At 67.9% G+C, this 13,910-nt stretch carries 17 protein-coding genes and 2 pseudogenes; 6 read left to right on the forward strand and 13 right to left on the reverse strand.

Annotation, left to right across the window (positions count from 1 at the left end; all coding sequences use genetic code 11):
- The first annotated feature begins 87 nt into the window (after nucleotides 1–87).
- Nucleotides 88–924 (forward strand): helix-turn-helix domain-containing protein, encoded by an 837-nt coding sequence (locus tag ACQPWU_RS48155; protein WP_433432950.1) that lies wholly within the window; start codon nucleotides 88–90, stop codon nucleotides 922–924.
- Nucleotides 925–1,336: 412 nt separating this feature from the next.
- Here the strand turns inward: ACQPWU_RS48155 and ACQPWU_RS48160 are convergent, their stop codons facing one another.
- Together ACQPWU_RS48160 and ACQPWU_RS48165 are read right to left on the reverse strand one after the other, a co-directional pair.
- A complete protein-coding gene (locus ACQPWU_RS48160; RefSeq protein WP_433432952.1) occupies nucleotides 1,337–2,335 on the reverse strand; it encodes an amidohydrolase family protein in 999 nt (332 codons plus the stop codon).
- Nucleotides 2,336–2,458: 123 nt separating this feature from the next.
- Nucleotides 2,459–3,658 carry an MFS transporter gene (locus ACQPWU_RS48165; RefSeq protein ID WP_433432954.1) on the reverse strand — a complete coding sequence of 400 codons (1,200 nt, stop codon included), beginning with the start codon at nucleotides 3,656–3,658 and terminating at the stop codon, nucleotides 2,459–2,461.
- A 110-nt stretch (nucleotides 3,659–3,768) separates the two neighbouring features.
- Between ACQPWU_RS48165 and ACQPWU_RS48170 the strand changes: the two genes are divergently transcribed.
- Entirely contained in the window at nucleotides 3,769–4,233 is a 465-nt protein-coding gene (locus ACQPWU_RS48170) for a MarR family winged helix-turn-helix transcriptional regulator (RefSeq protein ID WP_433432956.1), read from the forward strand.
- A 6-nt stretch (nucleotides 4,234–4,239) separates the two neighbouring features.
- Here the strand turns inward: ACQPWU_RS48170 and ACQPWU_RS48175 are convergent, their stop codons facing one another.
- The 8 genes and pseudogenes from ACQPWU_RS48175 to ACQPWU_RS48210 all read right to left on the reverse strand — a co-directional run bounded on the left by ACQPWU_RS48175 (nucleotide 4,240) and on the right by ACQPWU_RS48210 (nucleotide 9,499).
- A complete protein-coding gene (locus ACQPWU_RS48175) occupies nucleotides 4,240–4,602 on the reverse strand; it encodes a hypothetical protein (protein WP_433432958.1) in 363 nt (120 codons plus the stop codon).
- Nucleotides 4,603–4,676: 74 nt separating this feature from the next.
- Nucleotides 4,677–4,952, reverse strand: a complete 276-nt coding sequence (locus ACQPWU_RS48180) for a helix-turn-helix domain-containing protein (RefSeq protein ID WP_433432959.1) — start codon at nucleotides 4,950–4,952, stop codon at nucleotides 4,677–4,679.
- 5 nt (nucleotides 4,953–4,957) lie between these two features.
- The gene (locus tag ACQPWU_RS48185) at nucleotides 4,958–5,368 is read right to left on the reverse strand and encodes a helix-turn-helix domain-containing protein (RefSeq protein ID WP_433445475.1); all 411 of its coding nucleotides are present in this window, start codon (nucleotides 5,366–5,368) and stop codon (nucleotides 4,958–4,960) included.
- A complete protein-coding gene (locus ACQPWU_RS48190; protein ID WP_433429273.1) occupies nucleotides 5,263–6,159 on the reverse strand; it encodes a transposase in 897 nt (298 codons plus the stop codon). The genes ACQPWU_RS48185 and ACQPWU_RS48190 overlap by 106 nt, the downstream gene beginning before the upstream one ends.
- A gap of 55 nt (nucleotides 6,160–6,214) precedes the next feature.
- Complete coding sequence (locus ACQPWU_RS48195; RefSeq protein WP_433432961.1) at nucleotides 6,215–6,406, reverse strand: helix-turn-helix domain-containing protein; 192 nt, start codon at nucleotides 6,404–6,406, stop codon at nucleotides 6,215–6,217.
- A 22-nt stretch (nucleotides 6,407–6,428) separates the two neighbouring features.
- A complete protein-coding gene (locus ACQPWU_RS48200) occupies nucleotides 6,429–6,911 on the reverse strand; it encodes a hypothetical protein (RefSeq protein ID WP_433432963.1) in 483 nt (160 codons plus the stop codon).
- A 410-nt stretch (nucleotides 6,912–7,321) separates the two neighbouring features.
- Nucleotides 7,322–8,088, reverse strand: a pseudogene (locus ACQPWU_RS48205) (IS630 family transposase); the annotation flags it as partial.
- A gap of 151 nt (nucleotides 8,089–8,239) precedes the next feature.
- A complete protein-coding gene (locus ACQPWU_RS48210) occupies nucleotides 8,240–9,499 on the reverse strand; it encodes an IS701 family transposase (protein ID WP_433432965.1) in 1,260 nt (419 codons plus the stop codon).
- Nucleotides 9,500–9,651: 152 nt separating this feature from the next.
- Here ACQPWU_RS48210 and ACQPWU_RS48215 point away from each other — a divergent pair, with 152 nt between their 5' ends.
- The 4 genes and pseudogenes from ACQPWU_RS48215 (at nucleotide 9,652) to ACQPWU_RS48230 (ending at nucleotide 11,376) form a co-directional block, all read left to right on the forward strand.
- Nucleotides 9,652–10,023, forward strand: a complete 372-nt coding sequence (locus ACQPWU_RS48215) for a hypothetical protein (RefSeq protein ID WP_433432966.1) — start codon at nucleotides 9,652–9,654, stop codon at nucleotides 10,021–10,023.
- 74 nt (nucleotides 10,024–10,097) lie between these two features.
- Nucleotides 10,098–10,786: pseudogene (locus tag ACQPWU_RS48220) on the forward strand (IS630 family transposase); the annotation flags it as partial.
- A 288-nt stretch (nucleotides 10,787–11,074) separates the two neighbouring features.
- Nucleotides 11,075–11,233, forward strand: a complete 159-nt coding sequence (locus ACQPWU_RS48225; protein ID WP_433432968.1) for a hypothetical protein — start codon at nucleotides 11,075–11,077, stop codon at nucleotides 11,231–11,233.
- Nucleotides 11,230–11,376 (forward strand): alpha/beta fold hydrolase, encoded by a 147-nt coding sequence (locus ACQPWU_RS48230; protein WP_433432970.1) that lies wholly within the window; start codon nucleotides 11,230–11,232, stop codon nucleotides 11,374–11,376. The genes ACQPWU_RS48225 and ACQPWU_RS48230 overlap by 4 nt, the downstream gene beginning before the upstream one ends.
- Before the next feature lie 144 nt (nucleotides 11,377–11,520).
- On the opposite strand, the gene ACQPWU_RS48235 is transcribed toward ACQPWU_RS48230, so the two are convergent.
- The 3 genes from ACQPWU_RS48235 to ACQPWU_RS48245 form a co-directional block, all read right to left on the reverse strand.
- Nucleotides 11,521–11,742, reverse strand: coding sequence for a hypothetical protein (locus tag ACQPWU_RS48235; protein WP_433432972.1), 222 nt, complete (start codon nucleotides 11,740–11,742; stop codon nucleotides 11,521–11,523).
- The gene (locus ACQPWU_RS48240) at nucleotides 11,691–11,999 is read right to left on the reverse strand and encodes a hypothetical protein (RefSeq protein ID WP_433432974.1); all 309 of its coding nucleotides are present in this window, start codon (nucleotides 11,997–11,999) and stop codon (nucleotides 11,691–11,693) included. Before ACQPWU_RS48240 ends, ACQPWU_RS48235 begins: the two co-directional genes overlap by 52 nt.
- A 227-nt stretch (nucleotides 12,000–12,226) precedes the next feature.
- Nucleotides 12,227–13,683, reverse strand: a protein-coding gene (locus tag ACQPWU_RS48245; protein ID WP_433432976.1) for an IS3 family transposase whose coding sequence is annotated in 2 segments (ribosomal slippage) — nucleotides 12,227–13,344 and nucleotides 13,344–13,683 — 1,458 coding nt in all. Because the reading frame shifts where the segments join, the coding sequence is not laid out codon by codon here.
- Nucleotides 13,684–13,910: the final 227 nt, after the last annotated feature.

The following is a 13,910-nucleotide window of genomic DNA, read 5'->3' on the forward strand; positions in this document are numbered from 1 at the left end:
GAACGGTCCCAGCCCTCGCCAGGACCGCTTTGGCCTGGGACCGGCCGTACCACCCGTTGTAGGCGATCAGCGCGGCAGAATCGAGGGGTGAACCGTGCAGAGCTCGCCGCAGTACTCCGCCAGGCCCGCTCCCGCCTGCGACCGCAGGATGTCGGCCTGCCGTCGGGCACCCGCCGCCAGGTGCGCGGCCTGCGCCGCGAGGAGGTGGCCCTGCTCGCGGGGCTGAGCGTCGATTACGTCGTCCGGCTGGAGCAGGGGCGCGGCGCGCGGCCGTCCGCCCAGGTCGTCGCGGCGCTGGCGCAGGCACTGCGGCTCGACGACGACGACCGCGACCTGGTGTTCCGCCTGGCCGGCCACGAGCAGCCGCAGCCTGGACACGTTGCCATGGTTGTGCGGCCGAGCGTGTTGCGGCTGCTGGACCGGATGGCGGATCTGCCGGTGCTGGTGCTGTCGGCCAAAGGCGACGTGCTGGCCTGGAACCCGCTGGCGGCGGCGCTGCAGGGCGACATGTCCGCCTGGCCCCGGCACCGGCGCAACCTCATCTGGCAGCGCTTCCTCGGCAGCAGCCGCTGCCAGGTCGCCGCGGACCCGGGCGAGGACGAGGCCGCCACCCGCGCTGCCGTCGGCACCCTGCGCGCCGCCCAGGCCCGCTATCCGCGTGACGCCGAACTCGCCCGCATGGTCAGTGAGCTGCGCCGCGGCAGTCCCCGGTTCGAGGAGCTCTGGCAGGAGGGACGTTCCGCGGCCTGGCGTGCGGCGGTCAAGTCCATCCGCCATCCCCAGCTTGGCACGATCACGCTCGACTGCGACACCCTCCTGCTCCCCGACACCGACCAGACCGTACTCGTGTATTCCGCCGAACCGGGAAGCCCGGAGGCCACGGCGCTCGACATGCTCAGGGCGACCGGGCTGCTGCAGTTGTGAGGGCAGATTTGGGGGCCGTGCACCGCGTCCAGCGCGCGCTTGGCGGCGGTGAGGGTTGTCAGCACCGGGCTCGGTTGCTGTGCCGGAGGACGGGCGCAACGTCCCGACGCCCGGCGGCACGAGCGCCACGGAGGGCTCGCCCGGTCCGCTCATCGTGATCGGGCAGTCGCACCCGGAACCCGGTTCTGCTTCAACATCTCGCCGGAAACGACGATCGACGCCATTCGCCGTTGGGTATAGCCCTCCCGGATTGCAGGCGGCGGAAGGCCACCGCGCGCTGAGGGGATGCGGACCTATCCGGGCACAGGCTGAGGTTTAGGGCCGTGGACGACACGCTGCATGTCAAGCAGTGGACCAAGAAGGCGTGACTCCCCTCCATCCGAAGCCGGTGGATGGAAGCGGTTCACGGTTATCAGAGGGCACGGTTCTGCCCGACCGGGGCGTGCTCGACGCCGCCGCACCAGATGCGACGGATGTTCCGGGTAGCACGAATGCCGGCAAGAGGGTCGCCGTCGATCAAGATCAGGTCGGCGCGCAGCCCTGGCTCGACAGCACCGCGATCGGTCAGGCCGAACGCCTCGGCCGCAAGCCGGGTGGCCGCGCGTAGCGCCTCGGCGGGGCGCAGGCCGGCGTCGACCAGCAACTCGAGTTCGTGGTGCAAACTGGCTCCGGCTTCGGGCTGGAACGGCACACCGGCCGTGTCGTTCGTGTCGGTCCCGGCCACGACACGCACCCCGGCCTGGTGAAGCAGACCCACGCTGCGGCGGGCGCCGGCGAACCCCTCCGGCCGTCCGATCGTTGCCGCGATGCCTTCCATCATGGTCATGGTGGGAACCACGGTGCAGCCAGCGTCCGCGATCCGGGCCACGACCGGCAGGTCCAGCGCTGGGCCGAGCGGGACGTGGGTGATGATGTCCGCGCCGGCATCGAGGGCCATGATGACGGCGGCCTGGGACGTGGCGTGTACCACGACCGGCTTGCCGTGGGCGTGTGCCGCGCGGGCCAGGGCTGTCACGGTTTCCTGGTCCGGGCCGCCTTCGTCCGGATCGGCCACGATCTTGATGTAGTCGCTGCCTTCGGCCAGCCGCGCGGCGACGAACGGCTGGGCCTGGTCCGGGCCGGTGACGATGGCGTCGGGCGGCATTGTCGGTATGCGCGAGTGCAGGCCGCCTGGGCCGACGGCGGGGGTGCCCGCGCTTCGCACGTCGCTCCCGCCCCGTACACCGCGCAGCGCGGTCAATCGCCGCGCCGGCCAGGTCGCCATGTCCAGCCCTGTGGTGACCCCGTACGAGCAGAGTTTCTCCCGCGTGTTCTCGCCGCTGAGGTGAATGTGCGCATCGATCAGGCCGGGCAGCATCACGCCGCCGTCAGCGTCGATGACCTCGGCGCCGTCGGCGTCGATGCCGATCACGCCGTCGGCGATGACGACTGTACGTGGCTCGGACAGCCGATGTCCGTCAAAGACCCGCACGCCGGTGATGGCAACTCGATCAGTCATAACCCTTCCTTACCTTTCTTCGTGGGCCTGAGCCGGTCAGCTCCGGGTGTGGCTGCCATGGGCATCGTCCGCGCCGGTCGTTCCGACGCCCGGCTCGTTGTCCGGCCGGATGCGCATCGACCACCAGAGTGCGGTCAGCGCCAGGAGCCCGGTGGCGAACGCGGCGTAGCCGATGCCAGTACGGCCGACCAGGCTGTAGCCGATGGCACCGACAAGTCCGCCTGCACTGATGCCCAAATAGATCGCACTCTGGTGAAGGCCGAGCACGATGGGCGCCACATCAGGCGCCGCCGCGGCGACGCGCAGCTGCTGCGGGACGTTCACCATCCAATGCAGCATCGCCCAGGCGACGATGCCCAGCAGCGCGAGCGGCATGGTGACCGCCACCGATGGGACCACCAGGACCGCGGCAGTGAGGCCGGGGGCGACCGCCGCGATCGTACGACCTGGACCGTACCGATCCGCCAGCCGCCCGGCGAGCAGGTTGCCTGCCATCGCCCCGGCCCCGAAGCAGAGCAACGTCAGGAACTGGCGGTCTGGGTCGCCCCCGGTGGCCGGCAGCAGCACCTCGTCGATGAAGTTGTATACCGTCCAGCTCGCGGTCAGGCACAGCCAGGTCGCCAGCAAAGTGGCAAGCACCCGCCGATCTCGCAGCGGCGCCACCCGATTCCTGAGTGCGACCGCGGGCGATCCGTCGAGCGCCGGTAGTGACAGGGTTCCGGCCATCGGCAGCGTCGCGAGGAGTGCGAGCAGGCCGAGCACCAGTCGCCAGCTCGTCGCGCTACCCAGCCACGCACCGATCGGAAGGCCGAGGACGATGGCCGTCGTCAGGCCGCCCACCACGACTGCCACGGCGCGTCCTTGCCGGTCTCCTGTGACCAGGCGACGAGTGACGGCCAGTGCGTTTGCGGTGTAGACGCCGGCGCCTACGCCGGCAATCACGCGCGCGGCGGCCGCACCGGGAAAGTCCATCGCGACCGCGGTCAGGGCGTTGCCCACACCGAACACGGCCAGCGCGACGAGCAGCACCTGCCGTGGCGGCCGGTGCCCGACCAGAGTGGTGAGCAATGGGCCGCCCAGTGCGTAGGCGAGCGCGTACACCACGATGAGCTGCCCGATGACGGCGCGGCCCGCGTGTAAGTCTGCGCTCATGTGGCCGAGCATGGGCGCGATGACGAACGTTGAGACCCCGACCGCGAAGTTACCGGAAGCGAGCGTGAACAGCTTCGCGTTCATGGGGCCCTTCTCCGCGACATGTGCGACTCTTCATCAGGTAGTTGAAGATCTCAACCATGCTGCACAGGCTACTCGCACTAGTTGAAATCATCAACCGCTATCCTTGACTCATGGGTGATCCGCGGTGGCTGGACGACGCCGAGCAGCGGGAGTGGCGCTCCTACGTCGAAGGATCGGCGCTGCTGCTGGAACTGCGCGACCGCCGGCTTCGCCGCCACCACAACCTCTCTCTGGCCGACTTCGAGATCCTGGTGCGGCTGTCCGAGGCGCCCGAGGGCCGCCTGCGCATGGCCGAGCTCGCCGAGCTGTCGTATTACTCCCGTAGCCGGTTGTCGCACACCGTCGCCCGGCTGGAGGCCCGCAAGCTCGTCCAGCGATACAACGACGACGAAGACAAGCGCGGTGTGGTCGCCTCGCTGACAGAGACCGGGCGGGCGGTGCTGGTCAAGGCGGCCATGGACAACGCGCAAACCGTGCGCGAGCACTTCATCGACCTGCTCAGCATGTCCGAACTGCAAGCGATCGGCCGGGCCTTCCAGGCGGTGGCGGCCAAGGTCCGCCAGTCAGCCGAGTAACGGGAGCTATGCCAGGGCCCCCACTACAGTGAGGCGCTGGTTGCGTGCGCCCCTGGCGAGACTGACGGTCATGTTCACCGGTTTGTTACCGGTGACGGCACCGGCGGTCGCGGCGTCGGCCGGATAGCGGTGGACCTCCGGGTCGACCTGAAGCTGCTCCGCCAGGCGCATCACCACCGCCGCCGTCGGCGCCGACGCCACATCGTCCGGCACGAACCCCCAACCAGGGCAGCGTGCACAACGCGACCGCCGGCCCTCCGGCTTACCGGAGACCGCGCCGTGGTTGTCGCGATCGTCGGCATCGCCGCGGGCCACGGCGGCGGGTTCCTCCTGGCCAGATGGGCGCCCGTGTTCCACCGCTTGGGCCACCGTAGGACTATGCGGTCTCGGCGCCGTCGTTGCCGCGCCTGTGCTGCGGCGCCGCCTGCTTTCCGGGTCCGCGCTCAGCCCCTGCGGGCCGTACGGGATCTGAACTCGCGTGGTGACTCGCCGTAGGCGGTGCGGAAAGCACGGCTGAAGTCGCCCACGCGGCCGAACCCCCAGCGGGTGGCGATCTCGTGGATCGGCACGGTGTCCAGGGCCGCGTCGGCGAGGTCACGACGGGTACGCCACAGTCGCTGGTCGCGTATCCACGCCGAGACCGTCTCCGCTTGATTACACCGTTCGATCGCTTGACAGACGCACCCGTCGGACCGGCGTCCCGGGTGTTGGTTGTGCACGCTGCTCAGGTGATCTCGGCGGTGGTGATGTGGAGGGCGTGGACGACGTCATGGATGCCAGCGCCGGTGGTCAGCAGGTCGCTGCCCAGCAGGGCTTCGGCGGTGCGGAGGTGGGTGCGGACGGTGTTGCGGCTGATGCCGAGGCTGCGGGCGGCCTGCTGGGCGTCGGTGTTGGCGTCGATCCAAGCCTGCAGGGTGCGGCGGTGAGCGGCCTGCAGGCGACGGAGGAAAGTCTGAGCCCAGGCGGCGGCGGGTTCGGTGCGCAGTAGGTCGTCCAGTGTGAGGGCTAGATCGCTGATGTGAATTTGGGTTAGTGGTCGTAGGCGGTCAGGGACCGTTTCACGGGTGCGTCGGTGTTCCAGTTGTGCCAGATTGCGGCGTTGAGGGCGAGGATGCGCTGGCTGATACGGGCCCAGAGGCCGTCGGGGTGGCGGGCGTTGTGGCGTTCGAGGCCGAGCTGGTTCTTCAGTGTCCAGATGATCGCCTCGATGCGCTGGCGCAGCCAGCCGGGAAAGGGCAGGGCGCGTGCAGGCTCGTCTTCGCGGGTCGGCCGGATCAGGAGATGACCCAGATCGGCGGCGGCCTTCTCGATGCCGGCTCCGGCGAATCCCTTGTCGCACACGATCGGGCATGGCCCGTCGGCTATCTGGTGGACGTGCAGCAGGTGCAGGGCCTGCTTGCGTTCATCGAGCTCTTTGGGGTGGGCCAGGCTGAAGCCGGTCACCGCGCCATCAGCGGTAGTGATCAGCATCAGCTTGGCGCCCCAGTAGAAGGCGTGGTGGGACTTGTCCATGCCGTATCCGGCGATCTCACCCAGGTGTGATCTGTTGACCGTCACTCGCGAGGCGCCGCAGCGGATCGGGGTGCCGTCCATCAGCCGCAAAGGCTCGTGCCAGGTCGGGACCTGGCGGGCCAGCCACAACGCCGCCGCCGACATGGCCGGCCCCAGATCACGCAGTTGCCGGTTGTACTGCGACTGGGACGGCAGCCTGGGGAACAGGTGCCCGATCCGGCTGGCCGCCATCCGCATCCAGCGGCGTTCGTCATCACACCGCAGCAGCACCTGCGCCACTGCCACGACCACCGCCTCGGCCGGGGTCAGCACCGGCGGCCGGCCCCGTCCGCGAGGCCGTCCCCGCGAAGGCATCACGTGATCGTCCAGATGCACATAGAGTGCGGTCAGAAGGGCGTCTAAGTCAGTCTTCACACACCGACAATGGACGCCCTTCGTCACGCCCGCGGCCGATCACCAAAATTTCACATCAGCGATCTAGGTGATGGTCATCGGCCTCGGTCGCGGCGCATGCGTTGGTGAGGGCCAGGGCCAGGTGAACTTCGGCGTGGGAGCGGACGTTGGCGAGGTCGAGGCGGAGAGCCCGTTGCGCGCGGGTGATGTGTGCGGTGACTGTGTTGCAGCTGAGGTCGAGCAGCCGGGCCACGGCAGATCGGGGCATCCTCATGAGGAAGCGGGTGATGTCAGCGGCGACCTTCGGGAGGGAGTCCAGGGGGCGCAGCAAGGTACCGCGCCACAGGTGAGGGCGGGGCCGCGGCGCAGTACGCCTTCCAGCGAAGTCTGGCCGTGGTAGAGAGCACGCGGCTGGAGGTGGTGCGGGCGGCGGCCAGGGCGTGGGTGGCCTGGGTGTAGGCCTCGGCTGTCGCGCTGAGCGGGTGCGGGCCGCTGATGCCCAGTGCGTGGTGCGGGTTGTCGCGTACCAGGCGGCGCAGGGCCTCGCCCCGTCCGCGGGCCTGGACGCCGGAGCCGGCCGCGTCCTCGTCGTCGGCGATGAGACAGATCAGGTGCTCCTTGAAGACGGGGCACCGCACCATCAACCGGGCCGTGGTAGCCGGAGGGATCCTGGTGGGCCTGCGGGATTCGGTCGCGGTCGGCCGTGGGGCAGTGCAGCAGGTAACCCGCAGCCGGTCGGCCTCCAGCAGCGGCGGGACAGCACCAGTTGTCATGCGGCCGGTCAGCGTCGGTTCCCTGGCCGGTACGCCTGGAGCACGGCGAACCGCACCTGGCGTGTCTTGCGCTGGTAGCCATGCCAGGCTCGGTCAGCGTCTTGGGCGCGGCGCAGGACCGTGATGACGCTACCGACGTGAGAGACCAGCGCGACCGCCTCCGACGTCGGCTCCGAACGACTGGCCGCCACCACCACCGGGCGCGGAGCGTACGCATCCAGGGCTTCACAGCGCACGTACATCCTGTCGGCCTCGGTGGCGGCCGCAGCTAACTCCCCACCGGACAGCCGTGCGAGCAAGGGAGCGAGCGTTCGTACAATCCCCCGGGGGAAACCCGCGGTGGCCGACTCCACAGTGCCCGCGTCATCCCCGACCAGCGCCACATCCATGTCGGTCTGCCGGTGCAGCCAGTCGAGAACTTTCAGGTGCACGTCCAGGTCGGCCGGCACCTGCCGGTTGATGGTGTTGAGGAAGGCGCGAAAGTCGACGGCGCGATGCCGGGGCTGCGTCTGGGTGATGACCTTGCCGGTGGCCACCTCCAGCGCGGTGAACAGATCGGTGGTGCCTGCCCGGATGTAGTCGTGCGTGACGCGCTGGGGCGTGCCGTGCATCATCGGCAGCACCGGCTGACTGCGGTCCAGCGCCTGGACCTGGGTCTTCTCATCCACGCACAACACCAGCCCGGCGGCTGGCGGGTCCAGACAGAGCCCGACCACATCGCGGACCTTGTCCACGGGTCCTTGGACAGCTTGAAAGTCTCTTGCCGGTGCGGCTTGAGGCCGAAGGCACGCCAGATCCGTGAGATCGCGGTCTGCGACATGCCCGTCGCCTGGGCCATCGAGCGGGTCGACCAGTGCGTGTCGTCTCCAGCGTCGCCACGATCACCTGCTCGACCTGGTCATCGGTGATGGTCCGAGGGGCGGCCGGGACGCGGCTCGTCCAGCAGGCCTTCAAAGCGCTGTTCGACGAACCGTGCCCGCCACTGGGTCACGTTCCGCGAGAGACCCCCAGCTCGGTGGCCACCCTGCTGTTGGACCTGCCTTCGGCGCAGGCCAGCACGATCCACGACCGTAACGCCAGCGCCTGCGACGTCTTGCGACGGCGCGTCTACGTAGCTCTCCAGGGTGTGCCGTTCATCGTCAGTTAGTTCCAACGGTGCAAGCTTCGAGCTCGGCATATCGCAAGCCTACAGACTGACCATGAATTAATGACTCAGAACACTAGTAGTACTTTGTTAGTTCGTCATGGTGGTCGTTGATGACAGGTGGGGCATCGGCCGGCCCAGGTGGCTAACAGCACCTGGAGCATGTGCAAGATCTTGTAGAAGGTCAGGCCGCCCCAGTTGCTTTTGGGATGGACAGCCGGAGTTCGGTGAGGAACAGATGGGCGGCCGAAGCCAGGGTGACGTGCCGGTGCCAGCCGGTGAAGGAGCGGCCCTCGAAGTGGGTCAGGCCCAGGCCGGTCTTGAGCTCGCGGTAGTCGTGCTCGATCCGCCAGCGGATCTTCGCCAGGCGCACCAGTTCCCGCAGCCGGATGTCTGGCGGAAGGGTGGACAGCCAGTAATCGGTGGGCTCGGGCTCACCAGGTGGCCATTCGGCCAGAAGCCAGCATTCGGGCAGATGCCCGTCACTGTCTCGGGCGATGCCGCTGTTGGCGGGCCGCACCCGCAGCACGAGGAAGCGTGAGCGCATCGTAGCGGTCGGGTTGCCCTTGCTCTTCTTGGTGCCCTGCCGCCAGCTCACCCGGCGCAGACTGCTGCGTCCGGCGGCCAGGGCCAGCTCGCGCAGGCTGGAGGGCGCGCTGCGGTATTTGGCCACCGGACGGCGGCCGTTACCGGAGTAGGGCACCGTCTCGGGGACGACATCGGCGGGATACGCGCTGGTGGTGCCCTTGAGGGCGACCACGTACGGCAGGTCGCGCCCGGTCAGGCCGAGCCGGAGCGCGGTCACATCGCCGTATCCGGCATCGGCCACCACCAGCGGCGGCACCTGCCCCCAGGCGGCCAGCTCATCGAGCATGTCCAGCGCCTGCTGCCACTTGGGACGGTGCCGCTGATCGTCAGGGATGCCGCAGCGCCGCCGCCGCCCGGCGATCGCCGCGGCCTGGGCTGCATCCTCGGCCAGCGCGTCGTCCCATCGCTCAGGTAGGAACAACCGCCAGTTCAGCGCCGCCGAGCACGTATCGGTAACCGCGTGCACGCTGACCGCGATCTGGCAGTTGGTCACCTTTCCCGCGGTGCCGGTGTACTGCCGGGCCACCCCCGGCGAGGCATCGCCGTCCTTGAGGTGGCCAGTGTCGTCCAGCACCCACGCCTGCGGCGCCACCACGCTGACCGCGCGCTGTGCCAGACGCCTGCGCACCGCCGCATAGTCCCAGGTCGAGGAGGTGATGAACTGCTGCAGCCGCTGGTGATCCACCCCCAACCGCTCAGCCATCGGAACCATCGATTTGCGCCGCCCATCCAGCATCAGCCCACGCAGGTACAGCCCGCCGTTGGACCGCTGTTCCCGACGCGCGAAGGAAGTGAACACCTCACCCGCGAAGTCCTCAAGACGGCCTCGAACCTCAGCCAGCTCAGCCGGAGTCACACAAAAATCATCTCACACAAGATCCCGAACTAACAAAGTACTACTAGAGCGAGCGCAAAAAGACTGTGCACTCCATGCGATGGATCCCGGCGCATCTTCCTCCATAGTCTTACTCACGCGCGGACAAGCGCAGGTGCGACGAAGGAGAAGCAGTGCGATTTAAGCGCTATAAGATGGCAGCATTTTCCGCCGCTGTCACCGGCATGTTCATGGTTCCAATGGCTACCTCGGCCGAGGCGAGCGCGCCTGCAACGGCGGCAACGAAAGCGGCCCCGGCGAGCGCAGCGGTCATCTGCCCAGTAAAGGTCGTTAGAACTACACGGCGCTATGCGCCGAGGGTCGACGGTAGCTGGACGTTCCATAGTTTCTTCCGTAAGGGCAGCCAACTCAGCATCTACCAGGGGGAAACCCGCAAGATCCTCAACGGGATCGTGGTCGTGAAGACGACGACAGTCGTGGGCGGTGTTCGTTTCTGGGTCCGCCAGGCCGACATCGCCAGAACCGGCGGAGCTTGTATGTCATAGCCGTCTATCACCGCCGCCCACTGTCGGCTAGTGTTCTGAGTCATTAATTCATGGTCAGTCTGTAGGCTTGCGATATGCCGAGCTCGAAGCTTGCACCGTTGGAACTAACTGACGATGAACGGCACACCCTGGAGAGCTACGTAGACGCGCCGTCGCAAGACGTCGCAGGCGCTGGCGTTACGGTCGTGGATCGTGCTGGCCTGCGCCGAAGGCAGGTCCAACAGCAGGGTGGCCACCGAGCTGGGGGTCTCTCGCGGAACGTGACCCAGTGGCGGGCACGGTTCGTCGAACAGCGCTTTGAAGGCCTGCTGGACGAGCCGCGTCCCGGCCGCCCCTCGGACCATCACCGATGACCAGGTCGAGCAGGTGATCGTGGCGACGCTGGAGACGACACGCACTGGTCGACCCGCTCGATGGCCCAGGCGACGGGCATGTCGCAGACCGCGATCTCACGGATCTGGCGTGCCTTCGGCCTCAAGCCGCACCGGCAAGAGACTTTCAAGCTGTCCAAGGACCCGTGGACAAGGTCCGCGATGTGGTCGGGCTCTGTCTGGACCCGCCAGCCGCCGGGCTGGTGTTGTGCGTGGATGAGAAGACCCAGGTCCAGGCGCTGGACCGCAGTCAGCCGGTGCTGCCGATGATGCACGGCACGCCCCAGCGCGTCACGCACGACTACATCCGGGCAGGCACCACCGATCTGTTCACCGCGCTGGAGGTGGCCACCGGCAAGGTCATCACCCAGACGCAGCCCCGGCATCGCGCCCAGGTCCAGGCGGTCGTGCTGGAGGATCCACCATTCTTCTCCTCCGTGCTGCCTCGCGCGGAAAAGACGTTCAACCATGTCGGGTGGCATCCTCCACCCACGACTTCCTACGCAGCGGCGAGAGCGACTTCACCGCCTTCCAGATCCGGCATGGCCCGATCTGGGACCTGTTCAAGGGCGCCAAACAGAGCATGCAGGAGTATGCGCTCTCCTACCGCGAGGACCATCCTGGGGAGCCACTCATGATCTTCTACATGCCGCCCGGAGCTCAACGAATCCTTCCGCGCCATGGACTTCTACGACCTCCGCTTCGGCGAGACCTTCTACGACAACAGCTTCCGCCAAGGCTTCGACCACGCCGCCACACTCTCGCGCATCCGCGTCCCCGCCGTCCTGATCCACGTCAAGGACCTTTACGATGACAAGGGCACCTGCTGGCCGCCATGAGCGCCAACGACGCCCGGCAAGCCCGCTCCCTGCTCAAGGACGTGCAGTTCTATCAGGTCGACTCCGGCCACGGCTTCCACTTCGAACGCCCCGACGAGTTCAACGACATCATGCTGGACCTCGAAAGGCGGCTGAAGAAATAGGCCGGCCTGGTACTACCAGGGCCAGCGGGTAGTCTTCTCACGGTCAGATCCATAATTGACATCGCGGCGGGTCCCGCACCTTGTACAGAGCCCGCCGCCCGTCCCCCCTCGTGCCGCGGTCCGGTTCCTGTGCATCCGGCCTGGTCATGTCGACCGCCACGACGGTGCGGGGGCGCGGGTCAGCCGACGGGACATCACGTCGGTCATCGCCCAGTACACCCGTGATTCGGAGCTGGCCGGCAGGTGTTCATAGTCGCGGACCAGGCGCCGGTGCAGCATCAAGGTGCCATACGTCTGCTCGACGATCCATCGTTTCAGCTGGGGGACGAACCCCCGGTCGGCGGGGTTGCGTTCGACGATCTCCACGTCGATCCGAGCCCGGCCCCATGGTCGACGACAGTGTTCTTGAACCCCTGATCGACCAGGGCTTTGGTCACCGTGCCGGAGGTCTGGGCTGCGACCCGGTCCAGCAGAGCGGTCCCGGCGGTGTTCTCGTCCGCGGAGGAGGCCAGCACAACCACCGCGATGACCAGGCCGAAGGTCCACCGCCGGCCCTCTCTGGCGGCCCGGCACCGTCTGGCCGCATCCCTGCCCGTCGTGGTGGCGGGGACTCCGGCCGCCACGTGGCCCGGAACACCTACATCGTGATCGACTTCGAAGCCTTGACGCCAGCCGGACGTCCCGCCGTACCAATGGAGGTGGCCGCTCGCGCTGGCCGTTAAAGGCGGCTGCGCGTTGATGCTGATCTGCCGCAGTCCAGTCCCGAAGCCTGAACCGACCCCGTGCACGGGTGACGTCACCTTCCTCGCGTCTCGGAACCTGTCAATTTGATCAAGGCAGCTGAGCTGGATTAATTCTGTGTCGAGTTCTCTGGGGCGACCTCTTCGACGGTGTTCTTGGGCTTGTTGATCCACGCCGGGCCGGGCAGGTCAGGCGGGGCCGGAGTACCGCCGCTGGCGAACCGCTCGGGATAGGCGCTCTGAGCGGCCGTCAGGATTGCGGCGCGCCGGTCCCGGATAGCGGCAGCGCGGCCGTAATGCACGTCCACCGGATGGTGATAGCCGATCCCCGAGCGGTAGTGCTCGTGGTTATACCAGGCGTAAAAGCCCTGGCAGAAGACGCGGGCGTCCTCGATGGAGCCGAAGACGGCCGGGAAGGCAGGATAGTACTTCAGCGTCTTGAAGCTCGCCTCAACGTGCGAGTTGTCGTTGCTGGTCTTCGGGCGGGAGTGGGACTTGGCCACGCCCAGGTCGATCAGCAACTCGGCGACGGTCTTCGATGTCATCGACGAGCCGCGATCGGCATGCAGGGTGAGCGTGCCGGGATCGATGCCGTGCTTGCGGGCGGTCTGGGCGATGAGCATCTTGGCCAGGTCGGCGGACTCGCGGGAGGCGACCATCCAGCCGACAACATAACGGCTGAACAGGTCGATGATCGTATAGAGCGAGCACCAGACGCCTTTGCCGGGGCTGCGCAGTTTGGTGATGTCCCAGGCCCAGACGCGGTTCGGGGCGTCTGCGACCAGCTCGGGCACCGTCCGGGGCGGGTGGGTGGCTTGCCGGCGCCGATGTCGGCCGACTTCGCCGTGCTGGCGCAGGATCCGGTACATCGTGGAGACCGACGCCAGGTAGGTGCCCTCATCCAGCAGGGTGAAGTAGGCCGTGGCCGGGGCGGCGTCGGCGAACCGCTCGTTGACCACCGCGCGGACGCGCTCGCGTTCGGCCTGCGACAGCGCGGCTTGCGCACTCGAACTGGGCGGACCGGAGCCGGGCTTCGGCGGTTGTTGCGGTACCAGGTGGCCTTGCGCAACCCCGGCCGCCTGACACGCCTTGCGCCGCCCGAGCAGCGGCGTGAGCTCGATGATCGCCTCGTCCTGGGCGGCCTGGAGGAGCTGGTTCACCGCTCGCCCCGAGGCGTCGAGGTCTCGCTGCCGGTGGCGAGCTGATCCAGCAGCGCGAAGAGCTTTCCCTGCACCTCGATCACCTGGCGGGTCTTGCCGAGCTCGGCGCGCAGCCGCTCGACCTCCGCCTGCAGTGCGTCGATCTGCCTGTCCCGCGGATCGGCCTTCGGCCGGCCGACCGGCCGGGCCAGCGCCTGCTCCGCGCCATGGTCCCGCGCTGTGCGCCAGCTGGAGATCAGCGAGGAGTACAGGCCCTCCCGGCGCAGCAGCGCCCCCTTGCCGGCCTTGTCGAGTTGGTCGTACTCCTCCAAGATCCGGGCCTTGTAGGCGGCGGAGTAGGTGCGCGGACGCCCACGTTCGTGCACCTGAGGGTCAGGGATCTCCGGATCCGGCTTGCTTGCTCCCACGAAGGGATGTCTCCTTCCCCACCCTCAACACAGAGTTTCATGCCCGTTTGCTACCTCTGTCCATTTTGACAGGGAGGGTCTTGCCACCACACCCGCATGTGCGACCAGGACGGCCGCCAAGTCGGCGCATGAAAGGTCGAGCTCGCCGCACCCTAACCCGTGGTGCCATGGCGGCCGGTTCAGAGATCTGTCAAGGTCCGCGGCGACCGGTTCCCAGCCAGGCGCGG

Source organism: Nonomuraea sp. CA-141351, assembly GCF_050944675.1.
Lineage (GTDB): Bacteria > Actinomycetota > Actinomycetes > Streptosporangiales > Streptosporangiaceae > Nonomuraea.

Coding starts and splice junctions, on each gene's coding strand:
- ACQPWU_RS48170 (WP_433432956.1), top strand. CDS start 3,769: ATGGGTGATCCGCGGTGGCTGGACGACGCCGAGCAGCGGGAGTGGCGC.
- ACQPWU_RS48195 (WP_433432961.1), bottom strand. CDS start 6,406: ATGCCCCGATCTGCCGTGGCCCGGCTGCTCGACCTCAGCTGCAACACA.
- ACQPWU_RS48200 (WP_433432963.1), bottom strand. CDS start 6,911: ATGACAACTGGTGCTGTCCCGCCGCTGCTGGAGGCCGACCGGCTGCGG.
- ACQPWU_RS48225 (WP_433432968.1), top strand. CDS start 11,075: ATGGACTTCTACGACCTCCGCTTCGGCGAGACCTTCTACGACAACAGC.
- ACQPWU_RS48165 (WP_433432954.1), bottom strand. CDS start 3,658: ATGAACGCGAAGCTGTTCACGCTCGCTTCCGGTAACTTCGCGGTCGGG.
- ACQPWU_RS48230 (WP_433432970.1), top strand. CDS start 11,230: ATGAGCGCCAACGACGCCCGGCAAGCCCGCTCCCTGCTCAAGGACGTG.